The 16,162-nt window shown below is 65.9% G+C and carries 10 protein-coding genes; 4 read left to right on the top strand and 6 right to left on the bottom strand.

Going from position 1 to position 16,162, the window contains the following annotated elements:
- The 3 genes from AXYL_RS29935 to AXYL_RS29925 form a co-directional block, all read right to left on the bottom strand.
- A complete protein-coding gene (locus tag AXYL_RS29935; protein ID WP_013396636.1) occupies window positions 1-987 on the bottom strand; it encodes a Bug family tripartite tricarboxylate transporter substrate binding protein in 987 nt (328 codons plus the stop codon).
- 22 nt (window positions 988-1,009) lie between these two features.
- Window positions 1,010-1,441 (bottom strand): MarR family winged helix-turn-helix transcriptional regulator, encoded by a 432-nt coding sequence (locus AXYL_RS29930; RefSeq protein WP_049797877.1) that lies wholly within the window; start codon window positions 1,439-1,441, stop codon window positions 1,010-1,012.
- 293 nt (window positions 1,442-1,734) lie between these two features.
- Window positions 1,735-2,709 (bottom strand): LysR family transcriptional regulator, encoded by a 975-nt coding sequence (locus tag AXYL_RS29925; protein ID WP_013396634.1) that lies wholly within the window; start codon window positions 2,707-2,709, stop codon window positions 1,735-1,737.
- A gap of 124 nt (window positions 2,710-2,833) precedes the next feature.
- On the opposite strand from AXYL_RS29925, the gene AXYL_RS29920 reads away from it, so the two are divergent.
- Together AXYL_RS29920 and AXYL_RS29915 are read left to right on the top strand one after the other, a co-directional pair.
- A complete protein-coding gene (locus AXYL_RS29920; protein WP_013396633.1) occupies window positions 2,834-3,802 on the top strand; it encodes a Bug family tripartite tricarboxylate transporter substrate binding protein in 969 nt (322 codons plus the stop codon).
- Window positions 3,799-5,325, top strand: a complete 1,527-nt coding sequence (locus AXYL_RS29915; protein ID WP_013396632.1) for a sulfatase-like hydrolase/transferase — start codon at window positions 3,799-3,801, stop codon at window positions 5,323-5,325. Before AXYL_RS29920 ends, AXYL_RS29915 begins: the two co-directional genes overlap by 4 nt.
- Window positions 5,326-5,347: 22 nt before the next feature.
- Here AXYL_RS29915 and AXYL_RS29910 read toward each other — a convergent pair whose 3' ends face one another.
- Window positions 5,348-8,728, bottom strand: a complete 3,381-nt coding sequence (locus tag AXYL_RS29910) for a hybrid sensor histidine kinase/response regulator (RefSeq protein WP_148260645.1) — start codon at window positions 8,726-8,728, stop codon at window positions 5,348-5,350.
- Window positions 8,729-8,957: 229 nt separating this feature from the next.
- Window positions 8,958-9,656, bottom strand: a complete 699-nt coding sequence (locus AXYL_RS29905) for a response regulator (protein ID WP_013396630.1) — start codon at window positions 9,654-9,656, stop codon at window positions 8,958-8,960.
- Window positions 9,657-10,149: 493 nt separating this feature from the next.
- Between AXYL_RS29905 and AXYL_RS29900 the strand changes: the two genes are divergently transcribed.
- Both AXYL_RS29900 and AXYL_RS29895 read left to right on the top strand, forming a co-directional pair.
- Entirely contained in the window at window positions 10,150-11,784 is a 1,635-nt protein-coding gene (locus AXYL_RS29900) for a ShlB/FhaC/HecB family hemolysin secretion/activation protein (RefSeq protein WP_041654441.1), read from the top strand.
- Between the two features lie 80 nt (window positions 11,785-11,864).
- A complete protein-coding gene (locus AXYL_RS29895; RefSeq protein WP_013396628.1) occupies window positions 11,865-14,891 on the top strand; it encodes a filamentous hemagglutinin N-terminal domain-containing protein in 3,027 nt (1,008 codons plus the stop codon).
- Between the two features lie 67 nt (window positions 14,892-14,958).
- On the opposite strand, the gene AXYL_RS29890 is transcribed toward AXYL_RS29895, so the two are convergent.
- On the bottom strand, window positions 14,959-16,149 hold the full coding sequence (locus tag AXYL_RS29890; RefSeq protein WP_013396627.1) for a fimbrial protein: 1,191 nt from the start codon (window positions 16,147-16,149) through the stop codon (window positions 14,959-14,961).
- Window positions 16,150-16,162: the final 13 nt, after the last annotated feature.

Raw genomic sequence — 16,162 nt, 5'->3', positions numbered from 1 at the left:
TTACTCCGCCTTGATTCCGGCGCTGCGAACCAGATTTCCCCAGCGCCGGGACTCGGCGGCGATAAGGTCCGAGAACTGGGCGGGATTGCCGGCGACGGGGTCTACGCCCAATGCCAGGAACCGGTCCGCAACGTCCGGTGACTTCACGGCCTTGGCAAGCTCGGCATTGAGGCGCGCGATTATTTTCGGCGGCGTGCCGGAGCGCACGACGAAGCCGTCCCAGCCGCTGACGTCGAACTCCGGATAGCCCGATTCGATCATCGTGGGTACGTCCGGCAGGGCGGCAATCCGCTTGGCGCCGGTCACGGCGAGCGCGCGGACGCGGCCTGTCTGAATATGCGGAACGATGACGCTGCTGGTCACGAACATGAATTGCAGGCGTCCTTGCAACAGATCGCCCACCGCCTGCGGGAATTGGTTATAGGGCACGTGGGTTGCCAGCACGCCCGCTTGTTGCTTGAACAGTTCACCCGAAAGATGGGCCGGCGTACCGCTGCCGCCCGAGCCAAAATTGAATTCATTGGGCTTGGCCTTCAGCAGCGCGACCAATTCCGCGACCGTGCGGGCTGGAATGCTGGGATGGACGGTGAGCACATTGCAATAGCTGGTGAACTGGCCGACCGCATTCAGGTCGCGCGACAGGTCCACGGTCAGGGCCGGATAGAGCGCGGGCGCGACCGAGATGGGCTGCAGCATGGTCATGAGGGTGTAGCCGTCGGATGGCTGGCGCAGCAGTTCGCCCAGGCCTACCGTGCCGGTCGCGCCGGGCCGGTTTTCGACATACACGGATTGCCCGATATTCGTCGTCATTTTCGCGGCGACGATGCGCGTGACCACGTCGGGCGGAGTGCCTACCGAATACGGGACGATGGTTCGTATCGGCTTGGTGGGAACCCATGAATCCTGCGCGTCAGCGGCCTTGGGCAAGAGGGCTGACGCGGCGAAAGCAAATGTCGATTGCAGGGCGGAACGACGGCTCATGTTCATGATGGGTCCCTCGGGACAGTGGCTAATCCAGGTCGCTGGAATCTCGTGAATCGAACGAAGCGACATTGCGCTTGATCTTCTTCAGCACACTCATCAGGACGGTCATCTCGCTCGGAGATATTCCCGTGAGGAACCGCGCGTAGTAGTCCAGCACCGCGGGCAGCGATTCGACGAAGAGCTGACGGCCTTGCTCGGACAGGAACACATGCGTTTGCCGCTTGTCGGTCTCATGTCCGATGCGCTCGATCAGTTCATCGCGTTCCATGGCGTCGAGGATGCGGCTCAGGTTGGAGCGCTCGATCACGCTGAGGTCCGCCAGCTCCGACACGCTGTGTCCGTCGCGGTCGGCCAGGATGCTCAGGACTCGCCACATCAGGGGGGAGCAGTGATGGGCGGACAGCACGCGAGCGATGTTCCGGATATGGAAGCGGTCGATGGCCAGGAAGTAGTGCATGGGCCAATCCGTGACGTGGAATAGATCCTCCGCGTCTTTGATCGGCGCCGTCGACTTCTTGGGAACAGCTTTCAGGAGCGGCTTTATGTTCGTCATTTATGCGTGAATAATAGGTGAAAAATCACGTAATTAATTTAGGGCTGGGCATTTGCCGTGTCAAGGCGTGAGGGCGTCAGTAGTTTCACTAACAGCCGATGCGTGGAGCGGCCGTGCTGCGTCCGAAGCGCTGCTGCGCATCATGCCGAGGGTCGTCGGACGGTGGAGGACGCTGGCTCGACGCCAGCCATCCTGACTTACCTTTCTGGGGATGCCGCCGCCGCGTCGGCCGCTTCCGTCCGCAGGCAGTCGATCAGATCCCGCATCCGCGGCGATAGATCCAGGCTGTGGTGCCGCACGATGCCCAGGGGGCCGAACACGGGCGGCAGTTCGATGTCCAGGATGGCGATGTCGCAGCTGCCTGCGGGATGGCGGGCGACGCAGCGCGGCAGCAGCGACAGCAGGTCGCTATTGGCCATCAGCATCATGTTGTTCAGGGCCGAGGCCGACTCGATGCGCGAGGGCGGGTACAGGCCGTGGCGCTGCAGCAGCATGTCCAGGCCGATGCGTGCCGGGCTGCCGCGCGGCGGCATGATCCACGGGTAGGCGGCCAGTTGGGCCCAGGAGACCTGGGATACCTCTGCCAGCGGATGCGCGCTGCGTGCGCATAAGCACATGGGTTCTTCGTACAACACTTGCGTCAGGGTGTCGGGCGTGCGGACGGCTGCGCCCATGCGCGCCACCAGCAGGTCCAGCTTGCGGGTGTGCAGGTCCGGCACCAGGGCTTCCAGCGAACCCTCGCGCACCAGCACATTGACGTTGGCGGCACGTTGCTCGAAACGCAGCAACGCGCGCGGCACAAGGTAGGCCGCGGCCGCCGAGTTGACGCCGAGATTGATGGTTTCCACGTCGAGGTCGGGTGCGCCGGACCATTCGCCGCTCATGCGTTCCAGGTCGCCCAGCACCCAGCGCGCATGCCGGATCAGCGAGTCGCCGTGGGGAGTGGGGAAGGTGCCTTTCGGTGTCCGGTCGAACAGCCGCGCGCCCAACATGTCTTCCAGTTCGGCAATCATGCGCGACACCGCGGGTTGGGTGGTGGCCATGCGCTGCGCCGCCATGCCGACGTTGTGGACTTCGTCCAGCAGCAGCATGAGTTGCAGGTGACGCAGGCGCAGCCGGCCGCGCAGGTACCAGCCGGACTGCAGGGACGGAACGGGATCTGGAGGTCTCATCCTGACATATCAAATCTGATATGAGAATGCCAAAATATATCATTGGACTGGAATGTCTCGCTGTTTGATGATCTTTCCTGGCGAGCTGCCCGTGAATGAGGCGAGCCGCGGGATGGAGACAATCATGCTGAAACGTATATGCGGCGCCTTGGCCGCATGCAGTCTGGCCGTTCCCTTGGCGGTCTGTGCGGCCTATCCGGACCGGCCGGTCACATTGGTCGTGCCATCGGTGCCGGGCGGCGCCGCCGACGTGGTCGGACGCCTGGTCGCCGCGGAAATGTCCAAGCAATGGAGCGTTCCGGTCATCGTGGAAAACCGCGCGGGAGGAGCCGGCGTCATCGGCTCCCAGGCCGTGGCCCGCGCCAAGCCTGACGGCTACACCTTGCTGTTGGGGCCGGACGCTTCGTTCACGGCCGTGCCGTACCTGATGCAGGATGTGCCGTATCGCACCGAGGACTTCGCGCCCGTCGCCACGCTGGCGACCCTGCAATACGTGCTGGTGGCATCGCCCACGGCGTCGTTCAAGTCCTTACGCGAACTGCTGGACCAGGCGCGCGCCCAGCCCGACGCCATCACTTACGCCAGCGGCGGCCCGGGTTCCACCCATCATCTGGCGATGGCGCTGTTCGAGCACGCGGCCGGCATCTCGCTCAAGCACGTGCCCTACAAGGCCGCGCCCCAGGGCTTTGTCGGCGTGATGGGCAGCCAGGTCGATCTGATGTTCATCGTCGCCAGCACCGCCGTGCCGCAGATCAAGGCCGGCAAGGTGCGGGGGCTGGCCAACGCGGGAGCCGCGCCCATCGCCGGCGCGCCCGACCTGCCGATGGTGAAGAACGAAGTAAAGGACTTCACGTTCTACAGTTGGTTCGGCTTGTTCGCGCCAGCGCAGACGCCGGCGCCGGTGCAGGCCGATTTGCAGCGCGCCGTCGCCGCTGTCCTGAAGAGTCCCGAAGTCCGGGACAAGATGCAGGCCCAGGGCATGATCGTGGGCGACCAGGACGGGTTGAGCTTGAGCGAACGCATCGCCCATGACACGCGTGTTCTCGCTCCCGTGCTTTCCGATATCAAGACCGCAATCAGCAAGCAGCAATGAAACGCCCCAACATCCTCCTCATCACGACCGACCAGCATCGCGGCGACTGCCTGGGCTTTGCGGGACGGCGCGTCAAGACGCCGCACATCGACCTCCTGGCGCGCAGCGGCACGCATTTTGCGGCCTGCATCACGCCCAACATCGTCTGCCAGCCTTCGCGCGCCTCCATGCTGACTGGCCTGCTGCCCCTGACGCATGGCGTCTGCGACAACGGCATAGACCTGGATCTGCGCACCGGCGAGGCGGGCTTTGCTGGCAGCCTGGCCGCCGCGGGCTATGACACCGGCTTCATCGGCAAGGCGCATTTTTCTACGCACCATACCTTCCAGGCCACCGGACGGCCCGAGTGCCAGTACAGCGAGGCCGGCATGGGGCCAGGCTGGGCGGGCCCATACATGGGCTTCGAGCATGTCGAGCTGGTGGTGGAGGGCCACAACTACTGGCTGCCCACGCCCTTGCCGGGCGGCCTGAACCATTCGCGCTGGCACTACGGCGACGGCTTGGGTGAGCTGCGCAACCAGCTGTACCAGACCGATCTGGGGCCGGCCAGCGGCGTGCCGCAGACCTTCAATTCCGCATTGCCGGCAGCCTGGCACAACTCTGCCTGGATCGGCGATCGCACCATCGACTACCTGCGGGAACACCGCGACCAGCCATTCTGCCTGTGGGCCTCGTTTCCCGATCCCCATCATCCCTTCGACTGTCCGGAACCCTGGTCGCGCCTGCATCATCCCGACGAGGTCGACCTGCCGCGCCATCGTGCCACCGACTACGAGCGCCGGCCTTGGTGGCACAGGGCCAGCATGGAGAGCAAGCCCATGGGCAACGCCGAGGTGCAGGCGGTGCGCCAGAATTTCTCGCGCATGCCGACCCAATCCGACGAGGCGCTGCGCCGGATCATCGCCAACTACTACGGCATGATTTCACTGGTGGACCACCAGGTGGGCCGCATCATGAAGGCCTTGAGCGAATACGGGCTGGATCAGGACACCATCGTGATCTTCACGTCCGACCACGGCGAATGGTTGGGCGATCACGGGTTGATGCTCAAGGGGCCGATGCCTTACGAAGGCGTGCTGCGCGTGGCCATGGTGGCCAGCGGTCCCGGCATCGCAGCCGGAAAGAAGGTGGAAGACCCGGTTTCCACGCTGGACCTGGCCGCGACCTTCTGCGACTACGGCGGCGCACCGGCTCTTGGGCCGCAGCATGGCCGCAGCCTGCGCCCGCTGCTGGAAGGCCGGGATGCCGAACGCGAGTTCGCGCTGAGCGAATGGGACGTGGCGGCATCGCGCTGCGGCGTGGAGCTGAAGCTGCGCACGGTGCGCACACGCGATTGGAAGCTGACGGTGGAACTGGGTAGCGGCGCGGGCGAGATGTACTGTCTGGCCGAGGACCCGGACGAGATGGACAATCTCTTTGATGATCCGGGTTATGCCGCGAAGCGGCGGGAGCTGGCTGAGATGCTCGAAAGCCGGCCCGCTGATCAGTTGCCGGCGCGCGTGCCTGCATCGGGCATCGCCTGAAGGCGTGGCGCGGACAGGGCGTTCATGCCTGCTCCGCAGTCCGCTGTTCGTCCGCTGTCTCGACGGCGTTCTTCACGGCCGCGAGCACATCGTCGCAGATGCCCGATACCGCCTCCGCCGAGCCGCGGACACCCAAGTGGTCCAGGTGCGCATCGAGTTGCGCGCATTGTGTGGCCAGCGCAGGCAGGCGGAAGATGGCCAGCATGCCGCGCAAGGCGTGCAGTTCGCCGCGCAGGCGGCCCCTATCCTGGTCCATGGCGGCTCGCTTGATGGTGGCCAGGGATTGTGCGCAGGATTGTTCGAAGGTGCGCAGCAGCGCGGGTGGAAAGGCGCGTCCGTCGGTCAGGGCTTGCGGGCCGCCGGAATCCGCCGTGGACTGTTGCAGGCTGGGCGCGGCTTGTCCGCACACGTCCAGCAAGGCAAGTTCGAGTTCGGCCAGCGGCAAGGGCTTGGTCAGCACGCGCGCGATGCCCGCTTCATCGCAACGTTGCCGCTCGTTTTCCGTCACGCAAGCGGTGGCGGCGATGACAGGCATGTCCGGCCGGACGGAGCGGGCCTGGCGGGCCAGCGCATAGCCGTCCATGCCGGGCATCGCCAGATCCGTCACCAGCACGTCATAGCGGCGTGATGCCAGCAGCGCGCAAGCCTGCGCGCCGCCCTCCGCCAGATCGACTTCGCAGCCCAGCAGTTTGAACTGCTCTTCGAACAAGCCGCGATTGGCGGCGTTGTCTTCGGCCACCAGTACCCGCAACGATCGTACCGGATGCGGCGGCGCCGGCACGGGCATTGCCGTGGCCAGGGGCGCGTCCTGCAACGCGTGCCGCAGTGCCCAGGCCAGGCCCTGCAGCCCATACATGGACACGCTGAGCTTGCGCCCCGCATCCTGTGGCATGGAGGGGCCCAGCATGCCGCAGTCGATCACCCATGAGGACTGGTCCAGCAATCTGTCCTCGTCCCGGGGCTGCCAATCCGCTTTGTTCCCCCAAATGATGAGGACCGTCGCTTCGTCCAGCATGTCCGCGTCCAGCTCGGAAGGGTGGCGGCGGGCGTGAACGCGCAGTCCCCAGGTGCGCAGGACGGCTTCCAGATGGTGGCGGCAGTTGTCGCGCGCAGCCAGCAGCAATACCTGTTCGCCGGCGAACCATGGCCTGTCGTTTTCACCGGCGTCGATACCTGGTTCCAGGGTGAACGCAAACAGGCTGCCGCGTCCAGGTTCGCTGCGCACCGACAGGGAGCCGCCCATCGCCTCCACCAGTCGGCAGCACAAGGTCAGCCCCAGGCCGGTGCCGCCGTAGCGTCTGCCTATGGTCGCGTCGGCCTGGCTGAAGGCGCGGAAGACGCTCTGCGTCTGTTCTTCGGTCATGCCTATGCCCGAGTCCTCGACCTCGATGGCGATGCTGGTCGTGTCGGTCCGGACACGCAGCACCACCTGGCCCTGGTCGGTGAACTTGATGGCATTGGAGAGCAGGTTGTGGATCACCTGTCCCAGCCGGGTGGCATCCCCCCGCATCGGCAGCCTGAGCGCAGCGCCCAGCTCGCCGAGCAAGGCCAGGCCCTTGGCTTGAGCTTGGGGCGCGAACATGGACAAGGCGCGCGAGGCGACTTCGAGCAGGTCGAACTCCGTCTGCTCCAGGCTGAGCTCGCCGGCCTCGATCTTGGAGAAGTCCAATACGTCGCTGATCGTGGCGAGCAGCAGGCCCGACGAGGCGCGCACGGTTTCGAGCCGGTTGCGCTGGACTGGCGCCAGGCGCGAGCGCGAGAGCAGTTCGAGGTGTCCCAGGATGGCATGCAGCGGGGTGCGGATCTCATGGCTCATCGCCGCCAGAAAGGCCGACTTGGCGGCATTGCCGCGGTCGGCAGCGGCCTTGGCCTCGCGCAGGCGCTGCGCCAACTGGTACTTTTCGGTGACATCGATGAACGCGGCCACGACCACGTTGGCACCCCGGTACCGCGCACCCGCCATGCTGACCGACAAGGTGACGGGATTGCCGTCGCGGGCCACGAAAGAGAGGTCTTCCTCGACCACATCCGTGTCGCGCGTGCCTGCAGCCACGCCTGCGCGCCGCCGGTAACGGTTGGCCAGTTCCGCCGACAGGCTGAATTTTCCCGCGCCCACGCGCGCAGTCATCTTCTCCATGGCCGGGCTGTGCAGCAGCGGGCTGCCGCTGGCCGCATCGATCAGACCCAGGCCGACCGGCGCTGTTTCGATGAGCGTACGGTTGAGATGCTCGCTTTCCAGCGCCAACCGGGAGCGGTTCATCAAGGGCCGGACCACGCGCAATTCGAAGTAGAACAGCAGGGCCCATATGAGCGCCAACGTCGTTGCGGTCATGGTGGCGGGCATGGTCAGCTGCGCGGCAATGGCGTTGACGATGCTGCTCCAGTCCAGCGTAAAGACCAGCACCCAACTGGTGGGACCCAGGCCTTCCGAGATCGAGAACTGGCCGGAACGTGTCCTTTCCTGGCGTGTGCCGGCAGGGATGTCTGCAAGATCGGCGGCGGGTGCCGCCTCCTGCGCGGGGGCGGACTCCGCGCCCGGCGATGCGGCGATGAGTTGACCGCTGGCCGATATGATGGCGAATGCCCCCGCTTGCCGATTCGCCGCTTGCGTTGCGCCGGGCCGCAAGGGGGCATACTCCGTCACCAGCACGGCGACGGGCACGCCTTTGTCCAGTATGGTTCCGCCGATGCGGAACACCTGCTTGCCGGTAATCGGATTGGCGACGGGAGGGATCCAGCGCAAGGAGCGCCACGTATCGGTGCCTGCGTCCGTGGCGATCAGCATGCGCCGGCTGACCTCGCCCGTCAGCAGGGCCAGGTAGCGGTCGCGGTCGGCCAGGATCCTTTGGCGGACGGCCTGGTCTGGGGCGGGGACCAGACCCGCAATGCTGCCGTTGACGCCAAAGAAGAACGAGGCCAGCGAGTTGCCATGGTCGGCGGGGCTGCCTGAAGGAATGCGGCCGATCTGCTCGGCCAGATTGAAGAACTTGCCTATTGCCGCATTCGCCACCCGCCCGCTCCCCGAGCCCAATATCCATTGCGAGCGGGAATCCTCGTCGGATTCCAATAACAGTTCTTCGCCCTGGCTGCGGTACTTTGCGATCTGCACAGCGTCGAAGGGAGCCGCTTCCCGCCACATCAGTTCCGCGCTGGCCAGACCGATGCGGAAGGCGTTCTCGCGTGTATAGATTTCCTTCATGAGCACGGCATGTTCAGCCACGAAGGATTGGCGCACATACTCCAGGTACTTGTCGGCGGTGGTCTTTGCTTCCAGGGCGAAGGTCAACAGCACCGCAGCCGTGATCAGCACTCCGCCGCCCAGGCTCTGCCAGCGCTGATAGCGGCGAAAGCGCGTCACGGTGTCGAGCCGCGAGGGGCTCAGGCGGTGGCGTAGTCGAATCAAGATGCGGCAGGATACGTATCGGGCGGCGCCGGCATGCCGCCGCGGATGGGCGGGCGCAGCGGGTTTCAGGGGCGGGCGCAATCACTTGAACATCATTCCGGCCGCTTTGACGCAAAGGGGCGGTGGCGGCGTTGATGTGGATCAAGCGGCTGCCATTCGGATGCTGGATGCGTTCTACGTGTCGACATTGCACAAGCGACAGCGTGTGGGGCGCCCGCCGGGCGGGGATTCAAGCGACTTGCTCGTCCTCCTCTTGGGGCAGCGCCGCGTTGGCCGCGGCCAGGGCGGGCTGGTCCGGCAGTGCGGCGCAGCCGTATCGGATCAAGTCCGCATCGCGTTCAAGACCCAGCTTTTTCATCGCGCTGCGCTTCTGTGAACTGATCGTCTGCACGCTGCGGCTGGAGATCTGCGCTATTTCGGTGATGGTGGTGCCCGCACAGAACAGGCGGATGATCTCGGCCTCTCGCCGCGTCAGCCGGGATGGTTGCGGCGAGAGGGATTCGCGGATGATCATGTCCTTGACCGTCGGCGAATAGTAGGTCCGGCCGCGGCTCATCGCGTGTATCGCTTCGGCGATATGGCGCGTGGAGTCCGCTTTGCTGAGTATGCAGAGATTCTTTTCGGCCAGCAGCGCCCGCAGCAGCGTGGGATGCTCGATCATCGTGAGCACGGCCACGCGCAGCGCCGGGAAACGCCGTCGCAGAAAACCGATGAGCCCCAGGCCGTCGCCGTGTTTGCCGCCCGGCATCGCATAGTCCGAGACCACCGCGTCGCAGGGTTGCGCTTCCAGCAGGGCAACCAGGTCCGTGGAATTCCTGGCGCAGCCTATGACTTCGATCGCCGGGTCCCGCGCGAGCTCATGGCTCACGCCCAGGGACACGATGGGATGATCGTCGGCGACGATGACGCGGATGCGGCCGTGTGACATGTTTTTTTCCGTTCATCCAGAGCCTGCTACTGGAACCGCCGCGCGTCCATGGCCGGTTGCGGCGGGATTCGAAAGCAGGCGTTTGAAACGCCGTATGTGCGCGGCAGTTGTGACGATGCCGCTTGCCGCCATAGTACCGACTGCTGGAACGCGGAAGAATAGGAGGAGTACGAAAGTGCGGCCTCCCTCGCCGCCGCTTTGCAATCCGTGGCAGCCTGCTGCGGAATCGTAGAAGTACGACTCCGTTTTCGTAGCCTTCCCAAAGCCCCGCCGCCGCGCGATCCGTATTCTGCCTGCAAGACGAGCGTCGCCCGGCATGGCCGGAGCGGCAGCCGGCCGGGCAGCGAGCGCTGCCCGTGCAAGGTGGCTGAGAGCAAGGGGATGGGGAATGACAGGGGAGCGTACCGGCAAACCCGGGCAGGCGGACGCATGCTTGCGCCGCAAGCGCTCAAGCGCATGCCAACGAGTGGCCGCTACGGGCGTCGGGCTGACCATGGTGTTGTACACGAGCAGCTCGTGGGCGCAGATTCCGGATGCGGGGCGCGCCATTCGCGATCTGGAATCGGCCTTGCCCGCCATGCCCGCGGCCAGCAGCGCACCCGACGTGCAGCTGCCCGAGCCGCAGCCGCCTGCCGCCGCGTCTGGCGAGGCGGACGCGGGCCCTTCCGTCCTGGTTCGCGAATTTCGCTACGAAGGCAACCATGTCGTCGACGCGGTCACATTGCAGGCGCTGTTGGCCGATCTGGCGGGCACGGCGTTGACGTTGCCGGAGCTGCGCGCGGCCGCCGATCGCATCACTGCTTACTACCACGATCAGGGCTATGTGCTGGCGCGCGCCTATTTGCCGCCGCAGGACCTCGATGCGGGCATCCTCCGCATTGCCGTGCTGGAGGGCAGCTACGGCGATATCCGCCTGCAGAACCGCTCGCGGGTCCGCGACGTGGTACTGGAGCAGCCGCTCTCCGTCCTGAGCGCGGGCGATACGGTGCAGGCCGACGAACTGGAGCGCGCGCTGCTGTTGTTGAGCGACCTGCCCGGCGTGGCCGTGACGGGTACGCTGCAGGCTGGCGCCGAAACCGGCACCACCAGCCTGCTGGTGGACGCTGACGCGGGGCCGCTCATCTTCGGCAGCCTGGACGCGGACAACTTCGGCGGCTACTACACCGGCGAGTACCGGCTGAGCGGCAGCTTCGGCGTCAACAGCCCCCTGCGCCTGGGCGATCAGCTCAATCTGCGGCTGCTGGGTAGCGACCGCGGTCAACGCTACTACAACGCGGCCTATCAGCTGCCGCTGGGGCCCTGGTCCACGCGGGTCGGCGTGGGCGTGTCCAGCATGCGGTACGAACTGGGCAAGCGCTTCGAACCTCTGGGTGCGCATGGCCGCGCCGAAGTGTCGACCGCGTTCATTCAGCAGCCCTTGGTGCGCACGCGTCGCGCCAGCCTGCGCCTGCAATTGCAGTATGAGCGCAAGCGTCTGGCTGACCGCATGGACCTCTTCGAGCTCAGCAGTCGCAAGCGTATCGGGCTATGGACCTTGGCCCTGGCCGGCAACAGCGAGGACGGATGGTTCGGCGGTGGACGGAACGCCTGGAATCTGTCGCACAGCCGCGGCCGGCTGCGGCTGGGCGACGCGCAGGCCGGGCGCGAGGATCGCCAGACCGTGCGTGCAGCCGGCTGGTTCGGCAGGACCAATCTCTCGGCCAGCCGATTGCAGCAGCTCGCAGGCCGCTTCCAGCTGTTTGCGCGGCTGGAGGCACAGTGGGCTTCGAGGAACCTGGACAGTTCGGAAAAATTCAGCCTGGGCGGCCCCTATGGCGTGCGCGCGTACCCGCTGGGCGCGGCCAGCGGCGACGAAGGTTGGCTGGCCAGCGCCGAGTTGCGCTACCAGCTGGCCCCCGGCTGGCAACTGAACGCCTTCGCGGACCGGGGGGGCGTGCGTCTGAGCAAACGCCGCTGGGCGCAGGGCGACAACCGCAACGGCCTGGGCGCGGCGGGATTCGGCATTACGCAGTTCGGCGCCAGCCATCAGGTGAATGTGAGCATCGCCTGGCCGATTGGGCAGCAGCCACTCGCGACGGAGGCGGACCAGGAGCCCCGTTTCTGGCTCCAGGCATCGCACTACTTCTGATCCAGGCGCAGCACGCGCGCAATTTTCCCAACCGGCGCAGCCTGCCATGACGGCGGACCCGCCACTCTTGCGAGGCAATCATGAACAAGACATATGCATTGGTATGGAACGAGGCCAGACAATGCTGGAGCGTGACGCGCGAGTCCGTGCGGCGTCACGGAAAAAAGGGGGGCGGCAGGCGCGGCAGCGTCGCGGCGCTGGCGCTGATCGGCTTGGCGGGCCTGTCTTCCGCGCATGCTGCGCCGACGGGCGGAACGATTGCGGCCGGCAACGGTATCGGCGATATCCACAATACGCTGGACCGGAAGCAGGTGTCGATCAACCAGCACACGCAAAAGCTGATCATCGACTGGAACAGCTTCAACATTGGCGCCGATGAACGTGTCGCCTTCAACCAGCCGGGCGCCAGTTCCATCGCGCTGAACAGAGTGAATGGTCTGTCGCCGAGTTCGATCCTGGGGCGCATGGACGCCAATGGCCAGGTCTTCCTGGTCAACCCCAACGGCATCGTCTTCGGCAAGGGCGCGGAGGTCAATGTGGGTGGCCTGGTTGCCTCGACCAAGTTGCTTTCCGACGCGGATTTCAACGCGGGCAACTACCGTTTCACGGGGGCGTCGGAGGCCGCTGTGCTGAACCAGGGCGTGATCGCGGCGCGCGATCGGGGCAGTGTCGCGCTGCTGGGCGCCAAGGTCAGCAACCAGGGCGTAATCCAGGCGCGGCTGGGACGGATCGCGTTGGCGGCAGGCGGAGCGTTCACCGTGAACTTCGACGGCAACGGCTTGCTCGATCTGCGGATGGATGGCGCCGCGCTGTCCGCCCTGGCCGAGAATGGCGGCATGCTGAGCGCCGACGGCGGGCAGGTGCTGATGACCGCCAAGGCTGCCGGCGCAGCCTTGCGCACGGTAGTCAACAGCCAGGGCATCATCGAAGCGAAGACGCTGCAGGGTCAGCGCGGCAAGATTACGCTGGATGGCGGCGACGCCGGCCTGGTGGTGGCTGCCGGCAAGATGAATGCGAGCGCGCTTGCCTCGCATGGCAATGGGGGCGAGGTAGAGATCCGCGGGCAGCAGGTGACAGTGCGGCTCGGCGCCGAGGTCGATGCGCGGGCGTTGAATGGCGATAGCGGAACGTGGCGCATCGCCTCGGCGGACGTGGCCGTGGGTGCAAACGCCAGCGCGGCAAACGCCACGGTGCATGCGGACACCATCGCCAGCAACCTCGCGGCCACCAACATCGTGTTGGAAGGCACTGCGGGCGATGTCGCGCTCGACGGCCCGGTCGCGTGGCGCAGCGGTAACACGCTAGGCTTGATCGCGGCGCGGGATATTGCGGTCACCGGAGACCTGACCGCGACCGGCCAGAACGCCGCCATCGCCATGTCCGCTGGCGGCGAAATCGCGCTCAACGGCAAGACCGCCGTCAGCGGCATCAATGGCGCATTGTCCTTGCAGGCGCCAGGCGGCCATGTGCTGGGCGAAGGCGCGTCGATCACGCTGTCCGGCGCGGGCGCCTCGTTCCACGCGCATGGCCAGCGCTACGCCGTTATCCAGAACCTCGTTCAACTTCAGGATATCGACCGCAATCTGAGCGGCTTGTACGTGCTGGGCAACAACCTGAGTGGTCGCGGCGCGATCCAGTCCATAGGCGGTTCGCACGGCACCTTCTCGGGTACCTTCGACGGGCTGGGCAATACGCTGAGCGGCTACTCGGTCAGCGGAGCCGGTCCCAATGTGGGCCTGTTTGCCGCATCGTCCGGCAGCATCCGTAATATCAACCTGGCGTCGATGAAGGTGAATACGCCGTCCAGCGGCGTGGCGTCCATGTCGGTGGGCGCGCTGGTGGGCTACAACTCAGGCCAGATCATCAACGTGTCCACTACCGGCATGTACGTGAAGGGCAGTTCGTACCACCGCAATGTGGTGGGCGGCCTGGTCGGCACCAACGTCGGCGGCAGCATCGACCGGGCCAGCGTCGCGGGCAACGTGTACGCGGGTTCGCACACGGTCGCGCTCGGCGGGTTGGCGGGCGAGAACCTGAACTCCGTATCGAGTCGCGGCACCATCACGCGCAGCGTCTCGCACAACGCCGTATCGGGCGTCATGCAGCGCGATGAACTGGGCGGCATGGGTGGTCTGGTTGGTGTGAATCGCGGCTTGGTCGCGGACGCCTCCAGCCACGCGGGCACGCAGGCCACGGGCGCTGGCCACAGCGTGGGCGGACTGGTGGGCAACAACCTGGGCGGGGCCATCGAGCGCTCGTTCGCTACTGGGTGGGTGCAGAACGGCAGCAACGCCTACACGGGCGGCCTGGTGGGCTTGAACAGCGGGAGCATTTCCGGGTCGGCAGCTGAGGGCGGTGTCAGTGCCGAGGGCGGCGGATCGACCGGCGGCTTTGCCGGACGCAACACCAGCAGCGGCCTGCTGGCGGATGTCACGGCCGCGGGCGACGTGACGGCCGCGTATGGCGTCAATGTGGGCGGTCTGGTCGGCGCCAACGACGGGCGCATCGATACGGCAGAAGCGGGCGGTGAGGTCAGGGCCGGCCAAACCCGCAATGGCGGCCACGCGGGCGGTCTGGTTGGCTACAACAGCGGCAGGATAGAAGCCTCGGTCGCCCGCGGCAAGGTTGCTGGCGGGGCGTATGCCTACACCGGGGGCCTGGTCGGCTACAACACCGGGACGCTGGCAACGGTCAACGCCAGCGGCGACGTGAAGGCGGGGAAGAACAGCGCGGTAGGAGGGCTGGTTGGCGCCAATCGGGGCTTTATCGTTTCAGCGATGGCCAACGGCAATGTTTACGGCAGCTTCAACAGCCATGTCGGCGGCGTGGTGGGCGAGAACGGCGACATGGGGGAAGTCCTGCAGTCGTCTTCCGCGGGGGAGGTTGGCGGCGCCGGCCAGGCTTACCTTGGCGGCATCGCGGGCCTCAACCAGGGCGCGATCACCTATTCCAGCGCGAGCGGCAAGGTGAACTTCGTCAACTCCCTTTCGCACACCTATGGCGGCCTGGCCGGTGCGAACTATGGGGTGATGCGCGCCAACAGCACGTTCGGACTGGCATCCCTGGTGCCGCAAGTGGGCTTGAACCACGGCATCGTCGAACGTTGATTGGCGGTGCTTGAAAAGGGCCGTGGGCGCTTGCGTCCATGGCCTGTTCGCAAGAGGCGCAGCCATCTCAAGGAAATTCGAAGGTGAACTCCGCGCTACCGTCGGCGATGCCGGCCTTGACCGTCCCGTCGGTCGGCGCCGTGCGGACGTAGTGGGCCCGCAGCGCCAGCACGGCCTGGTCGCCGACGCGTTGCATGGCATACGCGATGCCGTGGCGGACAGGGGTATTGGCGGCATCGTCGATCATTGCGATACCTATGCCCTCGGCCGTTTCCGAGCCGGGTTTCAGGTTCAGCACATGGGGATTCGGGTTGGGTCCGTACTTGTCGGAGAAGGTAATGGTCGGCTTGGCCGCGGCGCTGCATTGGCTCAGCACGATGGAGAATTCCTTGGAAGGCGAGGTGACCCCCGGCGTGTCGAAAATGGAGATAGGCAAGTCGCCCAGCGAGACCGCTATCGTCCGATAGGCGCCGACCTCGCACTTGTTGGGCACGATCACGCCGGTGCCGCCGCCGATGCCGATGACGCCCGTGCCCTGGTAGGAAAAGGGCTGATTGCCGCAGACGCCGGCAATACCCGGCGTCCACACGGGAAAGCTCTGGATGACCTCGCCGTAGCCCACCTTGCCCTGCTGATAGTTGACCGCATAGAGCATCAGCGTAATGTTGGGGTCTACTCCAGTCACTTTCAGTTCCCCGCTGGGCAGGTTGGCCGCGGAGTCGGTCAGTACCAGGCGCTGGATGTACTCGGTGACGGTGGAGTTCTTCTGCGATGCCGACCCGGAGGTGTCGTAGTACACGGGACGCTTGTCCACGACCACGGGCAGTGCGCCGGGCTTGATCCGTCTTTCGACGCCATCCGCGCCCATGACGGATACCTGCAATCCAATGCCGGGCACGTTCGTCTGTGCCGTGCCGTCGGCGGCCACGCCTACGTTGTGGCCCCATTGCGCCGCCGCGACCAGTTCGTGGAGCACGCCTGGCGATACTCCCGAGCCGAACTGGAAGTTGTTGAAGAGCCCGGCTCCCCGCTCGAACAGCACGTCGCCGATCTGCGAGGAACTGGTCAGCGGCGAGACTTCGCGCCAGGGGCCGCCGGCCTGGTTCGACTGGGTGCAGTGGATGGCGGGGCGGTTCATGACCAGTTCGCTGCGGGCCGGGGCGCATGGCAGCGCCACCGCTGCGGCCAGCAGGACAATGGCGGACCGTGCCGGGCGGTCGGGGCCGTGAGTGAGCGCGGGAATGGGAGGCTTGTTCATCGGGTGTTCTCCT

This window comes from Achromobacter xylosoxidans A8 (assembly GCF_000165835.1).
Lineage (GTDB): Bacteria > Pseudomonadota > Gammaproteobacteria > Burkholderiales > Burkholderiaceae_B > Achromobacter > Achromobacter xylosoxidans_B.
This window is presented reverse-complemented; position numbering and strand designations above follow the sequence as displayed.